The organism is Micromonospora sp. WMMD712, from assembly GCF_029581295.1.
GTDB lineage: Bacteria > Actinomycetota > Actinomycetes > Mycobacteriales > Micromonosporaceae > Micromonospora > Micromonospora carbonacea.
In genome coordinates this window covers 1,337,942-1,355,093 of sequence record NZ_CP120743.1, presented here as the reverse complement: position 1 = coordinate 1,355,093, position 17,152 = coordinate 1,337,942, and the positions used below count along the sequence as shown (strand labels likewise).

General features: G+C 76.2%; 15 protein-coding genes. 5 read left to right on the top strand and 10 right to left on the bottom strand.

Annotated elements, in window-relative coordinates; genetic code table 11:
- Position 1: 1 nt before the first annotated feature.
- The 5 genes from O7633_RS05525 to O7633_RS05505 are packed head-to-tail and all read right to left on the bottom strand — an operon-like array spanning position 2 to position 7,791.
- The gene (locus O7633_RS05525; RefSeq protein WP_282326496.1) at positions 2-1,372 is read right to left on the bottom strand and encodes an ABC transporter substrate-binding protein; all 1,371 of its coding nucleotides are present in this window, start codon (positions 1,370-1,372) and stop codon (positions 2-4) included.
- Entirely contained in the window at positions 1,369-2,484 is a 1,116-nt protein-coding gene (locus O7633_RS05520) for a hypothetical protein (protein WP_282326494.1), read from the bottom strand. Before O7633_RS05520 ends, O7633_RS05525 begins: the two co-directional genes overlap by 4 nt.
- Positions 2,481-3,914, bottom strand: a complete 1,434-nt coding sequence (locus tag O7633_RS05515; protein ID WP_282326493.1) for a VWA domain-containing protein — start codon at positions 3,912-3,914, stop codon at positions 2,481-2,483. The genes O7633_RS05520 and O7633_RS05515 overlap by 4 nt, the downstream gene beginning before the upstream one ends.
- An 11-nt stretch (positions 3,915-3,925) precedes the next feature.
- On the bottom strand, positions 3,926-6,142 hold the full coding sequence (locus tag O7633_RS05510) for a tetratricopeptide repeat protein (protein WP_282326492.1): 2,217 nt from the start codon (positions 6,140-6,142) through the stop codon (positions 3,926-3,928).
- On the bottom strand, positions 6,142-7,791 hold the full coding sequence (locus O7633_RS05505; protein WP_282326491.1) for a serine protease: 1,650 nt from the start codon (positions 7,789-7,791) through the stop codon (positions 6,142-6,144). Before O7633_RS05505 ends, O7633_RS05510 begins: the two co-directional genes overlap by 1 nt.
- 173 nt (positions 7,792-7,964) lie before the next feature.
- On the opposite strand from O7633_RS05505, the gene O7633_RS05500 reads away from it, so the two are divergent.
- A complete protein-coding gene (locus tag O7633_RS05500; protein ID WP_282326489.1) occupies positions 7,965-9,227 on the top strand; it encodes an MFS transporter in 1,263 nt (420 codons plus the stop codon).
- 51 nt (positions 9,228-9,278) lie between these two features.
- Positions 9,279-10,226: an alpha/beta hydrolase gene (locus tag O7633_RS05495; protein WP_282326488.1), complete on the top strand. Its 948-nt coding sequence runs from the start codon at positions 9,279-9,281 to the stop codon at positions 10,224-10,226.
- Positions 10,227-10,245: 19 nt separating this feature from the next.
- Here the strand turns inward: O7633_RS05495 and O7633_RS05490 are convergent, their stop codons facing one another.
- Positions 10,246-11,475, bottom strand: a complete 1,230-nt coding sequence (locus O7633_RS05490; protein ID WP_282326486.1) for a PucR family transcriptional regulator — start codon at positions 11,473-11,475, stop codon at positions 10,246-10,248.
- A gap of 84 nt (positions 11,476-11,559) precedes the next feature.
- On the opposite strand from O7633_RS05490, the gene O7633_RS05485 reads away from it, so the two are divergent.
- The 3 genes from O7633_RS05485 to O7633_RS05475 all read left to right on the top strand — a co-directional run bounded on the left by O7633_RS05485 (position 11,560) and on the right by O7633_RS05475 (position 14,912).
- Positions 11,560-12,651, top strand: a complete 1,092-nt coding sequence (locus O7633_RS05485; RefSeq protein ID WP_282326484.1) for a ferredoxin reductase — start codon at positions 11,560-11,562, stop codon at positions 12,649-12,651.
- A 14-nt stretch (positions 12,652-12,665) separates the two neighbouring features.
- Entirely contained in the window at positions 12,666-13,829 is a 1,164-nt protein-coding gene (locus O7633_RS05480; protein WP_278135892.1) for an acyl-CoA desaturase, read from the top strand.
- Positions 13,830-14,162: 333 nt separating this feature from the next.
- On the top strand, positions 14,163-14,912 hold the full coding sequence (locus O7633_RS05475; protein WP_282326481.1) for a methyltransferase domain-containing protein: 750 nt from the start codon (positions 14,163-14,165) through the stop codon (positions 14,910-14,912).
- A 17-nt stretch (positions 14,913-14,929) separates the two neighbouring features.
- Here the strand turns inward: O7633_RS05475 and O7633_RS05470 are convergent, their stop codons facing one another.
- From O7633_RS05470 to O7633_RS05455, 4 genes are all read right to left on the bottom strand, one after another.
- A complete protein-coding gene (locus O7633_RS05470; protein WP_074473522.1) occupies positions 14,930-15,109 on the bottom strand; it encodes a hypothetical protein in 180 nt (59 codons plus the stop codon).
- Positions 15,110-15,377: 268 nt separating this feature from the next.
- The gene (locus tag O7633_RS05465) at positions 15,378-16,085 is read right to left on the bottom strand and encodes a spermidine synthase (protein WP_246383886.1); all 708 of its coding nucleotides are present in this window, start codon (positions 16,083-16,085) and stop codon (positions 15,378-15,380) included.
- 130 nt (positions 16,086-16,215) lie between these two features.
- Positions 16,216-16,584, bottom strand: coding sequence for a DUF4180 domain-containing protein (locus O7633_RS05460; protein WP_074473198.1), 369 nt, complete (start codon positions 16,582-16,584; stop codon positions 16,216-16,218).
- Positions 16,577-17,038, bottom strand: coding sequence for a helix-turn-helix domain-containing protein (locus tag O7633_RS05455; RefSeq protein WP_282326476.1), 462 nt, complete (start codon positions 17,036-17,038; stop codon positions 16,577-16,579). Before O7633_RS05455 ends, O7633_RS05460 begins: the two co-directional genes overlap by 8 nt.
- Positions 17,039-17,152: the final 114 nt, after the last annotated feature.

Here is a 17,152-nt window from a genome sequence, read left to right as displayed (position 1 = left end):
GCTACCCCGGCGGGCTGAGACACGGCAGCCCCAGCCACTCCTGCGGCGGCGTCCGGTCCCGCACGCTATCCAACTCCTTCAACAGGCTGTCCAGCAGCGCGGGATCGGCCAGGTACTGCAGGACGGCCGAGTGGAACGCGGCGGTCATCGCCGCCGGCATCATGTCCGAGGCGTCCCGGCACAGCGTGCCGGTGGCGAGGGTCCGCGCGATGCGGCGCGGCAGACCGTCCGGGTACGCCGCCGCGTCGGTCGCCGCGTTCAGGGTGAACGCCAGGTGGCCGCTCGCCTCCCGCCACACCTGGCGGGCCCGCTCGCCGGCCAGGAAGCGGATCAGCGCCCGCGCCTGCGGCGAGTCGGCGAACATGCCCACCACGTCCTCCGAGACCTCCCGCACTGGCGCGTCCGTCGTGCCGAACGCCGGGGCGGGGAAGAAGTCGAACTCCGGTGGCCGGCCCGGAGCCCACTTCCCGGGGTGCTCGACGAGGAACCTCTGGTAGGACCCGACGATGAACGAGGCTTGATGGTCGAGGAAGCACGTCGGGGGCGAGACGAGCATGCCCGGCCCCGCCACGTCGAAGTTGGTCAGCAACGGGTTGGGCGTGCCCCGCCCGGCCCCCACCAGCGCGCCCCACGCCTGCCAGGCCCCCCGCACCTCCGGCGACGTCCACGCCTGCTGCCCCGCCGCCCACCGCTGGTAGACGGTCTGCCCGGAGCGGTGCAGCAGGATGTCCTCGATCCAGTCGGTGCCCGGCCACCCGGACTGCGGCTGCGACCCCATCCCGAGGCACCACGGCGCGCCGCCCCGGTCGTCGAGCGCGCGGGTCAGCGCCACCAGCTCCGCCCACGTCGCCGGTGGCGACGACACCGTGGGGCCGCCCGGCGCGTTCGTGCGGTGCCAGATCAGGCTCTTGGCGTGCACGGCGACGGAGAGCCCGTACACCCGGGCGGTCGCGGCCCCCGGCGGCGGCAGCCGCAGCAACTGCGGGGCGAGGCCCGCCTCGCCGGCCGGGACGACGTCGTCGAGCGGGAACAGGTCGCCGCTGCGCACGTACGCCTTCAGGTCGTTGAGCCGGGGCAGCACCGCCACGTCGGGCGGCCGGCCCCGGTCGACCCCGGACCGCAGCACCTGGCTGACGTCCCGGGTGCCCTGGTAGGTGTACGTGATCCCGGTCTCCGCCGTGAAGGCGTCCAGCACCGCCAGGAAGGGCCAGGCCTCGCTGTTGCGCCGCCGCTCCTCGTCGGTGGCGCCCCCGCCGTCCTCCGACCAGGACGCGACGACGCTCAGGGCCCGCGGCCGTGGGGGATCGGCGCAGGCGGCCGGACCGATGCCGACGAGCAGGACCGGGATCAGGGCGAGCGCACCGCGTCTCATCGTTGCCGATACCTGTATTCCTCTAGTCGGGGCAGGAAACCGACGACCACCAGCGCGGCGGCGAGCAGGGCCGCCGCCGGCAGGACGACCTCGCCGCCGCGGCTGTTCGCGGCCCGCGCCGCGAGCCCGGTGGCGTCCTGGCCGTGCCGCCACGCCGTGCTGCCGGCCGCGTCGATCTCGTTCGCCGACCCGGCCGACGTCGGATCGCCGTCGCGCTGGTCGAGGACCTGCTCGATCGTGTCCGCGCACGGCGTCGGCGCGCAGGCGGTGCGGAGCAGGGCGGCCAACTGCGTGGCGTTGCGGTCGGCCAGCGCCGTCAGCTGGGCCCTCCGGGCGGCGGCGGCCCGGTCCGTCGCGGCCCGCGCGTCGCCGAGCTGGCCGGTCGAGTGCAGGCTCGTCGCCGTGGTGCCGCCCAGCGCCAGCACCGCGAGCGTGGCCAGCAGCAGCGGCGCGTTCAGGGCCCGCCGGAACCGGCGGCGCAGGAACAGCTGGGCGGCGACCAGCAGCGCGCCGAGGGCGAGCACCGGCAGCAGCCAGAGCAGGATCGTCGCCCGGCCCGTCCAGGCCCCGTCGACCTGCCGGTCCAGCGCCGCGTCCTGCTTCTCCTCCAGCCGGTCGAGGCGCAGCAGGATCTCCTCCAGCAGGCCCGACGCGTCGCGCAGCGCGGCGGTGCCCAGCGCCCTGCCGTCGGGCTGGGCGAAGTGCGCGTGGGCCCGCTCGATCAAACCGGCGTAGGTGACCAGCGACGCCTCGACGACCTGGATGTCGCGGCTGCCGTCGTCGCCGGCGGCGTTGTCCTCCGCGATCTCGGCGAGGTGCTGGCCCGCGCGGGCGATCTGGTTCTGGTAGTCCTCGCCCGGCCCGGCGAGCAGCCGGGTGCCGGCGGCGAAGCTGGCCACCGCCGCGCCGTGGGCCTCCCGCAGGGCGACCTGGGTGTCGTACACGGCCAGGATCGCCGGCACGGAACGGTCGTAGGCGGCCTCCGTGGTGCGCTGCACCCCGAGGAAGGCCGCGAGGCAGCCGGCCAGCGCGACCGCGTTCGCGGCGAGCAGCGCCCACAGCAGCCGCAGCAGCGTCCGCCGGGTGGTGCTGGTCAGCGCCGTGCCGCTCACGCCGGCACCGGGCCGGCGTCGGCGGGGTCGGTGAACTCGTGGCGGCACCGCTGGCAGAACCGGGCGCCCGGCGGCGAGCGGTGGCCGGCCGGGCAGACCCGGGGCGGGGCGTCGGCGGCCGGCCCGGGCCCCGACGCCGGCCGGGGGGCCGGGCCCGGCACCGTGACCGACGACCGCACGGCCACGCTGATCACGTCGAGCCGGGGCAGGTCCTCGCGCAGCCGCACCGGGGCGGCGTCGACGTCCTCGACGAGCAGCCGCAACTGTTCCAGGTGGAACGCGTCGCCGGCGGCGGTGGCCAGCGCGACCGCGCGGCCGAGCAGCCGGGCGGCCGTCTCCCGGTCGCCCGCGTCGTACGCGTCGCAGCCGTCGGCGATGAGCCGGCTCAGCTCCTCCTGCCCGGTGTAGTGGGCGACCCGCGGGTCGATCCGGCTGGACAGGGCCAGGTCCTCCGTCCAGTGCGCCAGGAGGTTCACCGGCCCGGTGGCCGGCACCTCGTCCAGCAGCAGGTCGACGCGGGCGACCCGCAGGTCCTCGCCCGTCGGCCGGCCCGCCGGGTCCACCTCGAGGCACAGGTGGTATTCCCGACTCTCCACCCCCCACGAGCCGGTCGGGCAGGTCACGGAGCGGTCGTCGAGCGGCGTCACGGGCAGCTCCATGATCGTGGGATGCACCTGCCGGCAGGACAGCACCCGCGCCGGCGGCACCACGGCGATCCGCAGGCCGGCCCGGGCCACCCGCTTGGCCATCGTGGCCCGCATGGTCGCCCGGAAGTCGGCCTCCAGCTCCTCGGGCCGGCGGACCGCGTCGGCGGTGCCGTGCAGCGCCTCGGCGACGCGGGTCAGCTCGCGGGGCTCCCAGGCGTCGCCGACGCCCCGGGCGTCGCAGACGAACTGGCCCGCGCAGGCCGCCAGCACCTCCGCCAGCCGCTGCGGCGTCTCGTGCTCGTTGCGCCCGTCGGTGAGCAGCAGGGCGTGCCGGATCGCCTCGGGGTGCCCGGCCAGCAGCTCCCGGGCCAGCTCCAGCCAGGCGCCGATCGCCGTGCCGCCGGCCGCGGCGAGCCGGCCCAGCTCGCGCCGGGCCGCGTCCCGGGTGGCCGGTGCGGCGACGGCCAGGCCCCGGTGGGCGGGGTAGACCATCCGGGCCTCGTGGGTGCCCTCCACGACGGCGAAGCGGACCCCGTCCGGCAGCATCTCGACGGCTGCGGCGGTGGCCCGCCGGGCCGCGCCGAGCTTCGTCGGCGGGTGCGCCATGGACCCGGAGCAGTCGACGACGACCACCTCCGCGTAGCCGGAGCCGTCGACCTCGGGCGGGGCGTCGCCCGCGCCGGCCCGCGCGGTGACGGTGAGGATCGCGTGCAGCTGGCGGTCCCTCGTGGACAGGAACCGGTCGTGGTCGATCCGCAGGTCGAAGTCGAGCGCGCTGGACACCGGGTCGCTCCTCACCGTGCTCGCAGGAAGGTCAGTGGCCGGACCGCGTTCGCCCGGTCGACGAGGACACCGTGGTCGTTGGCCGTGCGCGCCTGCCGGGCCAGGTCCCGCAGGGACCGCTCCAGCAGCCGCCGCAGGGACCGCTCCGCCGGCGCGTCGCCCAGCGTCCCGCCGGCGGTCAGGCCGGCGGCGCCGTGCGCGAGGACCCGGTCCAGGGCGGCCTGCCGGAGCACCGCCGTCATCCGGTCGCGCGCCTCGCCGTGCCGGGCGCCCCCGTCCAGCCGCAGGCGGTCGAGGCGGCGCACCGCCTCGTTGAGGTGCTCCGCGCCGGGCGGGTCGTCGCCGAGCCGGGTGGCCAGCACCCGCACGGCCGCGACCTGGGCGGCGTCGTAGTGCCGGGAGACGCGGGGGACGCCGTCGAGGAACTGCACCGCCGCCTCCCGGTCGCCGTCGGCCAGCCGCAGCCGGGCCAGCCCGAACGCGGCGCTGGCGGCCGACCGGTCCCGACGCCACACCGCCCGGTAGTAGCGGGTCGCCTCGCCGGCGTCGCCCCGCTGCTCCGCGCAGTAGCCGAGCGCCAGCTTCGGGGCCACCTCGCCCGGCAGCTCCGCGTACGCCCGGTCGAACCGCTCGCCCGCCTCGGCCACGTCGGACCGGGCGAGCGCCAGCAGGCCGTGGTGCCAGACCAGCCGCCAGTCGGCGGCCGCGTCCTCCCGCAGCAGCCCGGCCGCGATCTCCAGGGCCTCCAGGGCCTCCTGGGCCGGCCCCGGCCCGGCCAGCTCCAGGTGCGCCCGGCAGCGCGACAGCTCGACCTCGACCGAGGCCGTCTCGAACGCCGCGAGCCGGGCCAGCAGGCTGCCGGGGTCGAGCGCGCCGATCAGGTGCAGGGCGGCGGTGGCCGGGTCGCCGGCCGCGGGGCGGGGCACCGGCAGGCCGGTGGCCACCGAGGGCGGTGCCGGGCGGCCGTGGTGCGGCGCCTCGGCGGCGGCCGGGTCCGTCCAGGCCGCCAGCGCCGGCACCGCGCCGAGCCCCGCGTCGAGCAGCGCCGCCGTGGGGGCGAACACGGTGGAGGGCTCCTGGGCGCGGTCGGCCGGGGGCGCCGGCAGCAGCTCCCGCAGCACGCCCTTGAGCTGCTCGGACATCTCCGACGCGGACGCGAAGCGGCGACGCCACTCGGGGTGGGCGGCCCGGGTGACCAGCCGCCCGAACGACTCCGCACCGAGGGCGGTGTCGCGGCCGGGGGAGTCGAGCGGGGGGCGGCTCAGCTCCCGCAGCATGACCCCGACCGCGTAGAGGTCCGAGCGCACCGTGAACCCGTGCGCCGCCAGCTCGGTCGGGCTCACCCCGTAGGTCTCGGTGCGCACCTTCGGGCTGTGCCGGTCGTCGGCCCGGCGCACCCCGCCGAGGTCGATCAGCTTGACCCGGTCGGCGGTGCGGACGACGTTGCCCGGGTGCAGGTCGGTGTAGAGCAGCCCCTTGCCGTGCAGGTGGTCCAGCGCGGTCAGGATCTCGTGACCGTAGGCGAGGATCTCCACCAGGGGCAGCGTGACCGCCGGCCGGGTCGGGTCGACCGCCGCCTGCCAGAGCTCGTGCAGCGGCATCCCCTCCAGGTATTCCATCACGATGTAGCTGGTCTGCCCGCCGAAGAGCCGGTCCGGCGCGCTGACGAAGTTGAAGATCCGGACGATGTTCGGGTGGTCCAGGGTGGTCAGGAACTGCCGCTCGGAGACCTCGATCGCCAGGGCGTCGGGCTCGGTCTTGCTGATCAGCCGCTTCAGGGCCATGGGCTTGCGGTCGAGGTGCACGTCCTCGGCGAGGTAGACCTGCCCGAGGCCGCCCCGGGCCAGGTAGCCGACCACTTCGTACTGCCCGGCCACCAGGTCGCCGGGCGCGAGGGCGGAGACGAACGCGAAGGGCGTGCCGCAGTGCGGGCAGTAGCCGTGGTCGAGCCGCTCGGCCCCGCCCCGGCCGACCTCCCGCCGGCACGCGGGGTTGGCGCAGAACCGCTCGTGCTCGGGCACCGTCAGGCCTGCCGTGGTGCGCCGGTGGCCGGTGAAGTCGCGCACCGGCAGGGACACCAGCCCCGCCACCGGCCAGGTCTCGGCCCCGACCGGCGCCCCGGCCGTCGGCCTCGTGGCCCGTGCCGGCCGGGGCGCGAGGCCGCAGACCTCGCAGAAGCCGTCGGCGTCGACGACGCCCGGACAACCCGGGGTACGCGCACAGCGCATCAGGACGTCGCCCCTTCCCGCCGGTCGTCGAGGGCGCCCCGGACCGCCTCGGCGTAGGCGTGCACGGCGTCGGCGGCCTCGGTGAGGTCGCAGGGGCCGGCCCAGAGCAGGTCGTGGGCCTGCCGGTAGGACCGCCCGATGCCCCGGTGCTCGGTCAGCCCGCCGGCGACGGCGCGGGCCCGGTGCGCGTCCAGCAGCCCTCGCAGCTGCTGGTGCTCGGCGGCCCGCGCGGTCAGCTCGCGCCGCAGCGCCGTCGCCTCGTGCAGGGCCCGGTCGGTGCCCTGCTCCGTGGCGGCCAGGTGCTCCAGCAACGGGCCGGGGTCGGGCTCCCGGGCCGCGGCCCGCAGCGCCGTGAGCCGGATTCGCAGCAGGGTGGCCCGCGGCTTCTCCGGTGGCAGCCCGCGCACGCGCGCCCCGAGCCGGCGGCGGTGCTCGCGGGCCAGGTGCTCGGCCTCGTGCAGCCCGGCGATCCGGCGGGCCAACAGCGCGAGCCGCAGGCCGACCGCGGGGCTGCGGAAGCCCACCAGGATCCGCAGGTCGCGGTCGGCGGCGCGGTCGACGATCGGGCCGACCACGTCGTTAACCAGCGCCTCGGGGGCGCTCGACTCGTCCACGCCGTCGATCAGCAGCGACCGGGGCGCCGCGTCGCCGAGCAGGTCGCCCGCCGGGGGCCCGGTGCTGCCGACGAAGCCCAGGATCCGGGCGGCCAGCTCCCGTGGTGGCTTGCCGGCGGCGTCCAGCGCCAGGTCGATGCTGCCCAGCGGCGGCAGCGACGGGTCCCGTTCGGCGGCGGCCGGATCGACCGACGACGGCCGGAGCTGCCGGTTGGACAGCACCACGGCCCGGCGCACGGTGGCCGAGGACGCCGACGTGGGCGGGCCGGTGACGACCACCAGGACGTTCTGCGCGAAGCGGCGGGCGAAGAAGTCGGCCGTGCGCCGGGCGACCTCGCCGTCCTCCCGGCCGCCGCCCACCGACGTCAACTCCCGGTCGACGGAGGAGTCGCCGACCACCCACGCCTGGAGCAGGGGCAGATGGTGGAGCAGGGTCTCCACGGGGATCATGAACGACCGGCCGGAGGCGGGGCCGCTGTAGTAGGAGACCACCATGCCCACCACGTAGCCGGTCGCGTTGTCGACCGCCGCCGCGCCGCTGAACCCGCTGCGTACCCGGAGCCCGGGGGTCGCCGGGCTCGGGTCCATCTGCATCCACTCGTTGGCCGGGCCCGTGCCCCCGTGCAGGACGGCGTGGACGGTCTCGCCGTCGCGGAACTCCTTGGGGAACCCGAAGGCGTAGACGTGTTTCTCCCACAGTGGCAGCCGCCGCAGCTCGGCGCCCGGGCGGCCGGGGACCGGTTCGGAGAGTTCGAGCAGGGCGATGTCGCCCTGGCCCTCCCTGCCCGCCGGCACCCAGCCGCCGGCCACGACCCCGGCGGACCGGGCGGGCAGCCGGGGCAGGCGGACCAGCTCGACCTGGACCCGGTCTGCGGGCGGGGTGGCCCCCGCCGTCGCGCGGCCGACCGCGCGGTCGACGACGTGGGCGCAGGTGAGGACGTGCCGGTCGCCCAGCAGCGTCCCGCTGCCGAAGATCACGCCGCGGGCGTCACGGATGCGCACCACCCATGGCTGACGGCCGTGATTCTCCCTCACCTGTGCATGGTATTCGCAGATCCTTTCGGGGATGGGGCGCGGAATTGACCATTGTAAGAAAGACGACTCGGCCGCGAAACGCGAAAGAGGCGGCGGTCGAAGCATTCGTGAATGGATTTCGCCGCGATTCCTGTGCCCCGCGCGGCCCGCTGCGGTGGGCTACCCTCTGCCCGGTGAGCGTGACCACGTCGACGCCTGTCGCGCCCGCGCCGCACGGGCGCGGCCGGGGCTTCCGCGCGCTCTGGGCGGCCCAGGTCCTCTCCGTGCTCGGCGACTCGTTCTCCCAGCTCGCCGTGCCGCTGCTGGTGCTCGACGCGACCGGTTCGATCGCCACCGCCGGCCTGCTCACCGGCGCGTCCGGAGTGGCCGCGGTGGTCGCCGGCCTGTTCGCCGGCGTCGTCGTGGACCGCTTCGACCGGCGGGCGCTGCTGGTCGGCGCGGACGTGGCGCGGATGCTGCTGCTCGCGGCGGCCCCGCTGGTGTGGTGGCTGGCCCCGACCCCGCCGATCTGGCCGCTGTTCGTGCTGCTGCCGCTCGCCGCGGCGATCGGCATGGTGTTCCAGGTCGCCGCCGTCACGGTGGTGCGCGGCCTGGTCGACGGCCCGGAGCTGACCCGGGCGAACGGCCGGCTGTACGCCGGCACCGCGCTCGCGGCGGTCGCCGGCCCCGCGTTGGCCGGTGCCGTGTCCGGCTGGTGGGGCCCGGCCGGCGCGCTCGCCGTCGACGCCGCCAGCTTCGGCGTCTCCGGGGCGCTGCTGACGCTGGTCCGGCTTCCCGCGCGCAGCGCCGCGCCCGCCGACGCGGCGGGCCGCGCCGGGCCGTGGACGGAGTTCCTCGCCGGGGCGCGGTTCCTGTGGCGTCACCGGGTGCTGCGCCCGCTGACCGCGCTGCTGACCGTCTTCCTGCTGTTCACCTACGGCATGGACGACGTGGTCGTCTACCACCTCAAGCACGGCCTGCACCAGCCCGACGGCGCGGTCGGCCTGGTGCTCGCCGCCGGCGCCGCGGGCACGGTCACCGGGTCGCTGGTCGTCGCGCGGCTGCGCCGGCGGTTCGGGTTCGGGGCGTGCTGGATCGGCGCGACCGCGGCCACCGGCGGCGCGGTCGCGGCCCTCGCGTCGACCCGCCGGCCCGCCGAGGTCGGCGCGCTCGTGGCCGTCTACTTCGGTTGCCTCAGCGTCGGCGGCATCTGCTCAATGTCGCTGCGCCAGGAGGTGACGCCGGAGCACCTGCTCGGCCGGGTCACCGCCGCGTTCTGGACGATCCACTTCTCCCTCGGTGGGATCGGCGCGGCGGCGTTCACCTGGCTGGCCCAGCGCCACGGCGCGCCGGTGACCTTCGTCGTGGCCGGTGCCGGCGGGGTCGCGATCGCGGTCGCCGCCCTGGGCACCGCCGTGCGCCGGGCCGGCCCCGCCGCCGGTCACCCGATCGGGTGACCTCCCGCGGTACCGTCTTCGGCCCGGCCCGTCGCTGTCAGAATCGGCCGCATGTCCAGCACCGGGGAGATGATCACGCTCAGGGACGGCCGCCGGATGGCGGTGCACCGCTCCGGTGCGGACACCGGCCGTCGGGTGGTGGTGTTCTGTCACCCGGCCCCGGGCTCCGGGGCCTTCGACCCCGACCCCGCGGCCACGCGCCTCGCCGGGGTGACCCTCCTCGCCCCGGACCGGCCCGGTTACGGCAGCTCCGAGGCGGCCACCGGCTGGTCCGACGTGCCGGCCGCCGCCGACGACCTCGCCGAGCTGATCGACCAGCGCGGCCTCGGGCGGGTCGCCGTCGCCGGCTGGTCGGCCGGCGGGCGGGTCGCGCTCGCCCTCGCGGCCCGCCGGCCCGACCTGGTCCGCCGGGTGGCCGTGCTGGCCACCCCCGCCCCCGACGAGGAGGTGCCCTGGCTCGACCCCGGGCAGCGGGACATGCTCGCGGCGCTGCGCGACCGGCCCGTCGCCGACGTCCGCGCCGCGCTGGACGCCGCGCTGACCCCCCTGGTGCCCGCCGACCCTCGGGACCCGGCCGCGGCGCGGCTGCTCGGCGCGAACCGGGCCGACGAGGCCGCGTTGGCCGACCCGGCCACGGCGGCGCGGATCGGCGACCTGCTGGCCGAGGCGTTCGCCCAGGGCACGCGGGGCCTGGCGGACGACGTCGCCGGCTACTCGCTGCGCCCCTGGGGCTTCACGCCCGACCAGGTGCGGGCGGACACCCTGCTGCTCTACGGGGCCGGGGACGCCCTCGCCGGCCCCGAGCACGGCCGCTGGTGGCGCGACGCGCTGCCCGACGCCCGGCTGGAGGTCGTGCCGGACGCCGGTCACCTGGTGGTGGCGCAGTCCTGGCGCAGGGCCCTCGACCACCTGGTCGGTCCGCCCGCGCGGGCCACCTCCGCCCGGGAGGCGGTCGCGCTCATCCTCCGCGCGTCGAGCCCGCCGCGTCCGGTGCGCTAGCGGTGACGCGCGATCCCGTTCAGCCGCCCTCCTCGGGCGGCAGCACCGCCAGGGCGAGCGTCAGGTCCAGCACGGTCTGCGGGTCGAGCAGCCGGTCGCCGTACAGCTCCCGCACCTGCGCCATCCGGTAGCGCACGGTCTGCGGGTGCACGAACAGGGCCGCCGCCACGTCGTCGCGGCGGCCCTGGTGCAGCAGCCAGGCCCGCAGCGTCTCGGCGAGCCGGTGGGCGGTGGCCGGCGGCAGCGCGGCGAAGGGCTCCAGCACCTGCGCGCGCAGGTCGGCCAGGGCCTCCGGGTCCGTGCTGAGCAGCAGCCGCGCCAGGTGCCGCTCGGTGTCCAGGGGCGCGTCGGCGTCGTCGCGCGGCAGCCCGAGCGACAGCGCGCGGGCGGCCCGCTCGTACGACCCGGCCACCCGGTGCCACGGCCGGGCCGGGCCCAGCACCGCCCGGTGCCCGCGCAGCATGCGGGCCAGCTGCCGCCGCCGGCCGCCGTGGACGTCGGGCACCAGCAGCACGGCCAGCTCCTCGGCCGGTTCCGTCCCCGGCACGTCCTCCCCGCTCTCCAGCGTCTGCGGGCTCAGCGCGGTCAGCACCGTGCGGAGGCCGCTGCGGGGCAGCAGCACGACGGTCAGCGTCTGCGGCGGGGGCCAGTCCGCCCGGGTGGCGCTGCGGCGCAGCACGTCCTCGGCCTCGCCGGCCAGCAGCTGCTGGGCGAGTCGCTCCAGGTAGCGCTGCCGGGCCCGGCCCACGCTGGCCAGCTCGTCGGCGTGCCCCGCCACGCTGGCGGCGGAGAGCTCGTCGATGTAGGCGAACATCAGCTCGGCGAACTCGGCGACCGTCGTCGCCGCGAGCCCGGCGCGCACGGTGGTGGTGGAGACCTCCCGCCAGGCCACCCGCGCCCCCACCCGGTACGCCGCCAGCAGCGCGTCCATGCTGCGGCCGGAGCGGGCCTCGCCGCTGCCGAGGGCGTACGCCGCCTCCAGCGCGGGGGCCAGCGGGGTGCTCGGGTCGGCTGCGGCCTGGGGACGGCCGACGAGCTGGAGGAACGTGCCCAACGCGATGCGTACCGCGTTTTCGATCTTGGCCCGCATCTGCCCGGTGAGGGTGCCCGAGTAGGCCGGGACCTCGGCCGTGATCGCGGTGACCGTGCGCTCGGCGACCGCCGGCAGCACGGCGAGCAGCCGGGCGGCCGTCGGCGCGTCCAGCGCGAGGTGGGCCGCGCGGCGACCGGTCCCGGACTCATCCGACATCTTGTTCTCCCGGAACAAAACCATGCAGGGCTTTCATCTTTCTTGGCCAAGATGTTATGCGATCGTGTCCGCCACCCTGGTCCTATGACCACCACCGTCCCGCGCCCGTCCGGCCGCCGCACCGTCCGGGACAGGCTGTTCCGGCTCGCCGAGACGGTCACCACGCCGCTGCTGCCCGACGACTACCTCGACCTGGTCGCCCCGCTGCGCTCCGGCGCCGCCCTGCGCGGGCGGATCCTCGGCGTCCGGCCGGAGACCCGGGACGCCGCGACGGTGACCATCCGGCCCGGCCGGGGCTGGCGCGGGCACACCCCCGGGCAGTACGTCCGCCTCGGCGTGGACGTCGACGGGGTCCGCCAGTGGCGGGCCTACTCGCTGACCTCAGCCCCCGACCGCCGCGACGGGCTGATCTCGGTCACCGTGAAGGCGATCCCGGACGGCCGGGTCAGCAACCACCTGGTCCGCCGGGTCCGGCCCGGCACCCTGGTCCAGCTCGACCAGGCCCAGGGCGACTTCGTCGCGCCCGCGACCGCGCCGCGGCAGGTCCTCTTCCTCACCGCCGGCAGCGGCATCACCCCGGTCATGGGGATGCTGCGCGCCGGCGTGCCCGCCTCGCGGGACGTCGTGCTGGTGCACTCCGCGCCCACCGCCGACGACGTGATCTTCGCCGCCGAGCTGCGCGGGCTCGCCGCGCGGGGCGCGATCCGCCTCGTCGAGCGGCACACCGAGACCGACGGCGTGCTCGGCGTGGCCGACCTGGCCGACCTGGTGCCCGACCACCTCGACCGGCAGACCTGGGCGTGCGGCCCGGTCGGCCTGCTCGACGCGGTCGAGGCACACTGGGCCGCCCACGGGGCGGCCGACCGGCTGCACACCGAGCGGTTCCGGCCCACGGTGATCTCCCCGGGCACGGGTGGCGACGTCACCTTCACCCGCGCCGGGGTCACCGTCGCCGCCGACGGCGGCACCCCCCTGCTCGACGCGGGGGAGGACGCGGGGGTGCTCATGCCGTCCGGGTGCCGGATGGGCATCTGCTTCGGCTGCGTGGTGCCGCTGCGCCAGGGCGCGGTCCGGGACCTGCGCAACGGGGAGATCACCACCGCCGTCCCCGGCGACGGCGTGCTCATCCAGACCTGCGTGTCGGCGGCGGCCGGTACCTGCGACATCGACCTCTGACAGGAGAACCGGACGTGACCGCCATCCAGAAGAAGGCCCACAACCCGATCGCCCACCTCACCGCCGCCGACATCGAGGAGCTGGGCCGGGAGCTCGACGCCATCCGCGACCGGGTGCTCGCCAGCCGCGGCGAGGCCGACGCGGCCTACATCCGCAAGGTGATCTCCACCCAGCGCCGGCTGGAGCTGGGCAGCCGGGCGGTGCTGCTGTTCTCGCTGTTCCCGCCGGCCTGGGTCGTCGGCACCCTCGGCCTCGCCGTGGCCAAGATCCTGGAGAACATGGAGATCGGCCACAACGTCCTGCACGGCCAGTACGACTTCATGCGCGACCCGAAGATCCACTCGACGACCTGGGAGTGGGACCACGTCTCCCCGGCAGAGCAGTGGAAGCACTCGCACAACCAGCTGCACCACACGTACACCAACGTGCTCGGCAAGGACAACGACCTCGGGTACGGCATCATGCGCGTCGACGAGGACCAGCCCTGGCACCCCGTCCACCTCGGCCAGCCGCTGTGGAACCTGGTCAACGCCTGCTTCTTCGAGTACGGCATCGCCGCGTACGACCTGGAGCTGGGCCACAACCTGCGCAAGGGTCGGCACAAGGCCCCCGAGTTCCGGGCCCGCGCCCGGGCGGTCGGCCGCAAGATCCGCCGCCAGTTCCTCAAGGACTACGTCATCCACCCGCTGCTGTCGGGGCCGTCGTTCCTCAGCACCCTCGCGGCCACGTTCACCGCGAACCTGATCCGCAACCTGTGGAGCCACTCCGTGATCATGTGCGGGCACTTCCCGGAGGGGGTGGAGACCTTCGAGAAGACCTCCATCGAGGGGGAGACCCGGGGGGAGTGGTACCTGCGGCAGATGCTCGGCTCGGCCAACATCAGCGGTAGCCGGCTGCTGCACATCATGACCGGCAACCTGTCGTTCCAGATCGAGCACCACCTCTTCCCCGACCTGCCGAGCTGCCGCTACCAGGAGGTGGCCCCCGAGGTGCGGGCGCTGTTCGCCAGGTACGGGCTGACGTACACCACCGGGGCGCTGCCGAAGCAGGTCGCCTCCGCCTGGTGGAAGGTCATCCGGCTCTCGCTGCCCAACCGGGCGACCGAGCCCCCCGCCGCCACCCCGCCGGCCGCCGCGCCGCAGGAGCGGCAGGACGCCCTGGCGACCTCGTCGGCCTGAGCGGCCGGTCCGGCCGGCGGGCTCCGGAACCAGGCCGGGTGGGCAAGGGCTCCCGAACCCGGCCGGTCCGGGCGCGGGCTGCCGGCGCGCTGCTCCGGGGCGTCCGACGCCGCGGGTGTTTTGCCATTCGGCAAGAATCTTTGTCACCGCGTCGGCGTACTCCGCATGCTCGACGGGCCGGGTGCCGAAGGCAGCCGGGCTCTCGACGGGAGGTCAGCCAGTGGCAGATGAGACGAGCGCCGGTCGCGGCGCGGTCGCGGCGGGAGGCGGCGCGGCCCGGCCGGGTGCCGCCGTGACCGCGACCCGGGCGCCTCGCGCGGAGGACGGGGCCCGATGACGCACGCGTTCGACAAGGGGTACTGGGAGCAGATCTGGCAGGGCGACCGGGCCCCGGCCATGGCCGCCGCCGGGGCCAACCCGCATCTGGTGCGGGAGGTCGACGACCTGACGCCCGGCACGGCCCTGGAGGCGGGGTGCGGGGCGGGAGCCGAGGCGATCTGGCTGGCCGCCCGCGGCTGGCGGGTCACCGCGGCCGACGTCGCCGCCGGGGCGCTGGCGCGCGCGGCCGACCGGGCCGCCGCCGCCGGCGTGGCCGGCAGGGTGCGCTGGGTCGAGGCGGACCTGTCCACCTGGCAGCCGCCCGGCCGGTACGACCTGGTGACCACGCACTACGCGCATCCCGCGATGCCGCAGTTGGACTTCTACGAGCGCATCGCGTCCTGGGTCGCCCCCGGCGGCACCCTGTTCATCGTCGGCCACCTCCAGCACCACGGCCAGCACGCCGCGGCGGGCCACGGCCACGGTCACGGGCCCGGCGGCCACGGCCACGGGCACGGTCACGGCCACGGGCATGGCCACGGTCACGGCGGCGGCTCTGGTCACGGGCCCGGTGACAGCCCCGGGTCGGGCGAGACCGGGCCGCCCGCCGCGGCGTCCGTGACCGCCGCCGACATCACCGCGCGTCTCGACCCGGCCGAGTGGGACATCGTGACCGCGCAGGAGCCGCGCCGGACCGTGACCGGCCCCGGCGGCCACCCGATGACCCTGCACGACGTCGTCGTCAGGGCCCGCCGTCGGCGCTGATCCCCGGCTCGTCGTGCTCAGCGGCGCGCCGAGTGCCGGTGCTGCACCGTCTGGCGGCCCTTGACGAACGCGAACACGATCACCGCGAGCAGCGCGATCACCCCGATGATCACCAGCCAGCGGACCGCTTCGAGCAGCAGCCCCAGCAGGACGAGCGCGCCGGCGACGACGCCGACGACCCAGAGCATGGCGCGCATGTCCACCTCCCGTTGACCGGAGGGCCCCGTCGGTCGGACGCCCCGGACGCCCCGGCCCACCGGGGCGTCCGCCGCGCGAGCGGCCCAGACGCCTTTCCCGGTTCGGCCGGGACCATGCCCGCCGGGACCGCGCCCGCCGACTCTCGCCGACGCCCCGCCCGGCGGGCCGGGCCCGCCCGACGCCTGCCCGTCCGCCCGCCGCCGTGGCGTCGTCGGACCGGACCGCGCCGGTCGGCGCCGGGCGGTCGGCCGGCGTCGGCCGGTCGGGCTAGCGACGGGCGACGTAGACGGTGTTGGCCGACTCCCGGCCCTGCAACGGGTTGGGGAAGCGGACGACGTGGGCCAGGGAGGTCGGGAACACCCCGGTGAGCACCCGCTGGAAGTCCGGGTCCGGCGGGTCGTTGGACCAGAGCGCGAAGACCCCGTCGGGGTGCAGCAGGCCGGCGAGGCGGCGCAGGCCCTCGTCGGTGTAGAACGGGGCGTGGCTCGGGTGCAGCACGTGCCGGGGCGAGTGGTCCACGTCGAGCAGGATGGCGTCGAACCGGCGGCCGGGCGAGTCCGGGTCGAAGCCCGCCCCGTCGGCCACGGCCGCGAAGAAGTCCGCCCGGACGAACCGGGTGCGCGGGTCGTCGGCCAGCCCCGCCGCGAACGGCAGCAGCCCGCGCCGGTGCCAGTCGATGACGTCCTCGATCGCCTCCACCACCAGCAGCGAGGCCACCCGGGGGTCCTCCAGGGCGGTGCGGGCCGTGTAGCCGAGGCCGAGGCCGCCCACCACGACGTCGAGCCCCGTGCCGCGCAGCGGGGCCAGCCCGAGCCGGGCCAGCTCGATCTCCGCGACGGGGAAGAGGCTGGACATCAGGAACTCGTCGTCGAGCTTGACCTCGTAGACCTCGCGGTCCAGCGCGGGGTCGTGCCGACGGCGCAGGCTGATCTCGCCGATCGGGGTCTCCCGCCAGGCCAGTTCCTCGAATCGCACGCCCACGCGGTTCCTCACTTCGGCCGGGTCCGAGCGGATGTTACCGCCCGCGCGGGCCCGGCCGCCGCAACAACGGCCATCCGGTACGCGGCGCGCCCGCGCCCGCCGGCCCGGGGTGGGCCGGGACCGCTCAGGAGGCGGCGCGCAGCCGGGCGTCGAGCGCGTCGAGGTCGGGCAGGAACCACACGTGGTCGGCCCGGTTGGACTCGTGCACCAGGGCGCGCAGCGCCGGGCTGCGCGCCAGCCGCTCGGAGATGTCGCCGATGACGGCCAGGCGCAGCCGGTAGTTGACGAACTTCTGCATGACGTCGCCGGCGAACCGGGTGCCGAGCGAGAAGAACCCCTCGGGCAGCCGGTTCGCGGGCACGGCCACCACCTGCGCGCCGAGGAAGGCCGCGCCGATCAGGTCGAGCGCGTCCTGCTCGGTGGCGACCAGCGGGCCGTCGGGGTCGCACACCAGCACCGGCACCCCGGCCAGCTCCCGCACCTCGTCAGGCATCTCCCACCTTCCCTTCTTCGCGGCCGAGCAGGCCGCTGTCGGCGTCGAGCACGGCGTCGAGCAGGCGCAGCAGGTCCGCAGTGGCGGCGCCGCCGCCCAGGATCACGATCTTCATCCGGTTCCGTTCCGCGTCGTGGACCACCTGCACCCGCAGCGGGCGCGCGAGGTCGTAGCCGTTGTTCGCCCCGGCCAGCACGACCGTGCCGAGCCGGTCGGCCGTGGCCCGGTCGACGCCGTCGACCTGCACGATGCTCGACACCTCCAGCGCGGCGCTCCCGGCCGCCGGGGTCGACGGGCGGCCGGTGAGCGCGTCGAGGTCGGCGCGGGCGATCCGGTACTGCTTGCCGATCCGGGTCGCCCGCAGCCGGCCGGCGCGGATGTAACCACGCACGGTGCGCACGTGCAGGCCGAGGAGGTCGGCGACCTGCTCGACCGAGTACATTTCCTCACTCATCGCTCCCTAGCGTATCCCGAACAGGGAAGGATAGGGAACTTTTATTCCGCCGACCGACGGTCGGCTTCGCTCACATGGCTGTCACTTGACGGCAACCTCTGCCGCTGTCGGGCC

Bases quoted from the DNA above. Each gene is read 5' to 3' on its own strand.
- O7633_RS05525 (WP_282326496.1), bottom strand. From the start codon at position 1,372: ATGAGACGCGGTGCGCTCGCCCTGATCCCGGTCCTGCTCGTCGGCATC.
- O7633_RS05510 (WP_282326492.1), bottom strand. From the start codon at position 6,142: ATGCGCTGTGCGCGTACCCCGGGTTGTCCGGGCGTCGTCGACGCCGAC.
- O7633_RS05495 (WP_282326488.1), top strand. From the start codon at position 9,279: ATGTCCAGCACCGGGGAGATGATCACGCTCAGGGACGGCCGCCGGATG.
- O7633_RS05490 (WP_282326486.1), bottom strand. From the start codon at position 11,475: ATGTCGGATGAGTCCGGGACCGGTCGCCGCGCGGCCCACCTCGCGCTG.
- O7633_RS05485 (WP_282326484.1), top strand. From the start codon at position 11,560: ATGACCACCACCGTCCCGCGCCCGTCCGGCCGCCGCACCGTCCGGGAC.
- O7633_RS05475 (WP_282326481.1), top strand. From the start codon at position 14,163: ATGACGCACGCGTTCGACAAGGGGTACTGGGAGCAGATCTGGCAGGGC.
- O7633_RS05470 (WP_074473522.1), bottom strand. From the start codon at position 15,109: ATGCGCGCCATGCTCTGGGTCGTCGGCGTCGTCGCCGGCGCGCTCGTC.
- O7633_RS05460 (WP_074473198.1), bottom strand. From the start codon at position 16,584: ATGCCTGACGAGGTGCGGGAGCTGGCCGGGGTGCCGGTGCTGGTGTGC.
- O7633_RS05455 (WP_282326476.1), bottom strand. From the start codon at position 17,038: ATGAGTGAGGAAATGTACTCGGTCGAGCAGGTCGCCGACCTCCTCGGC.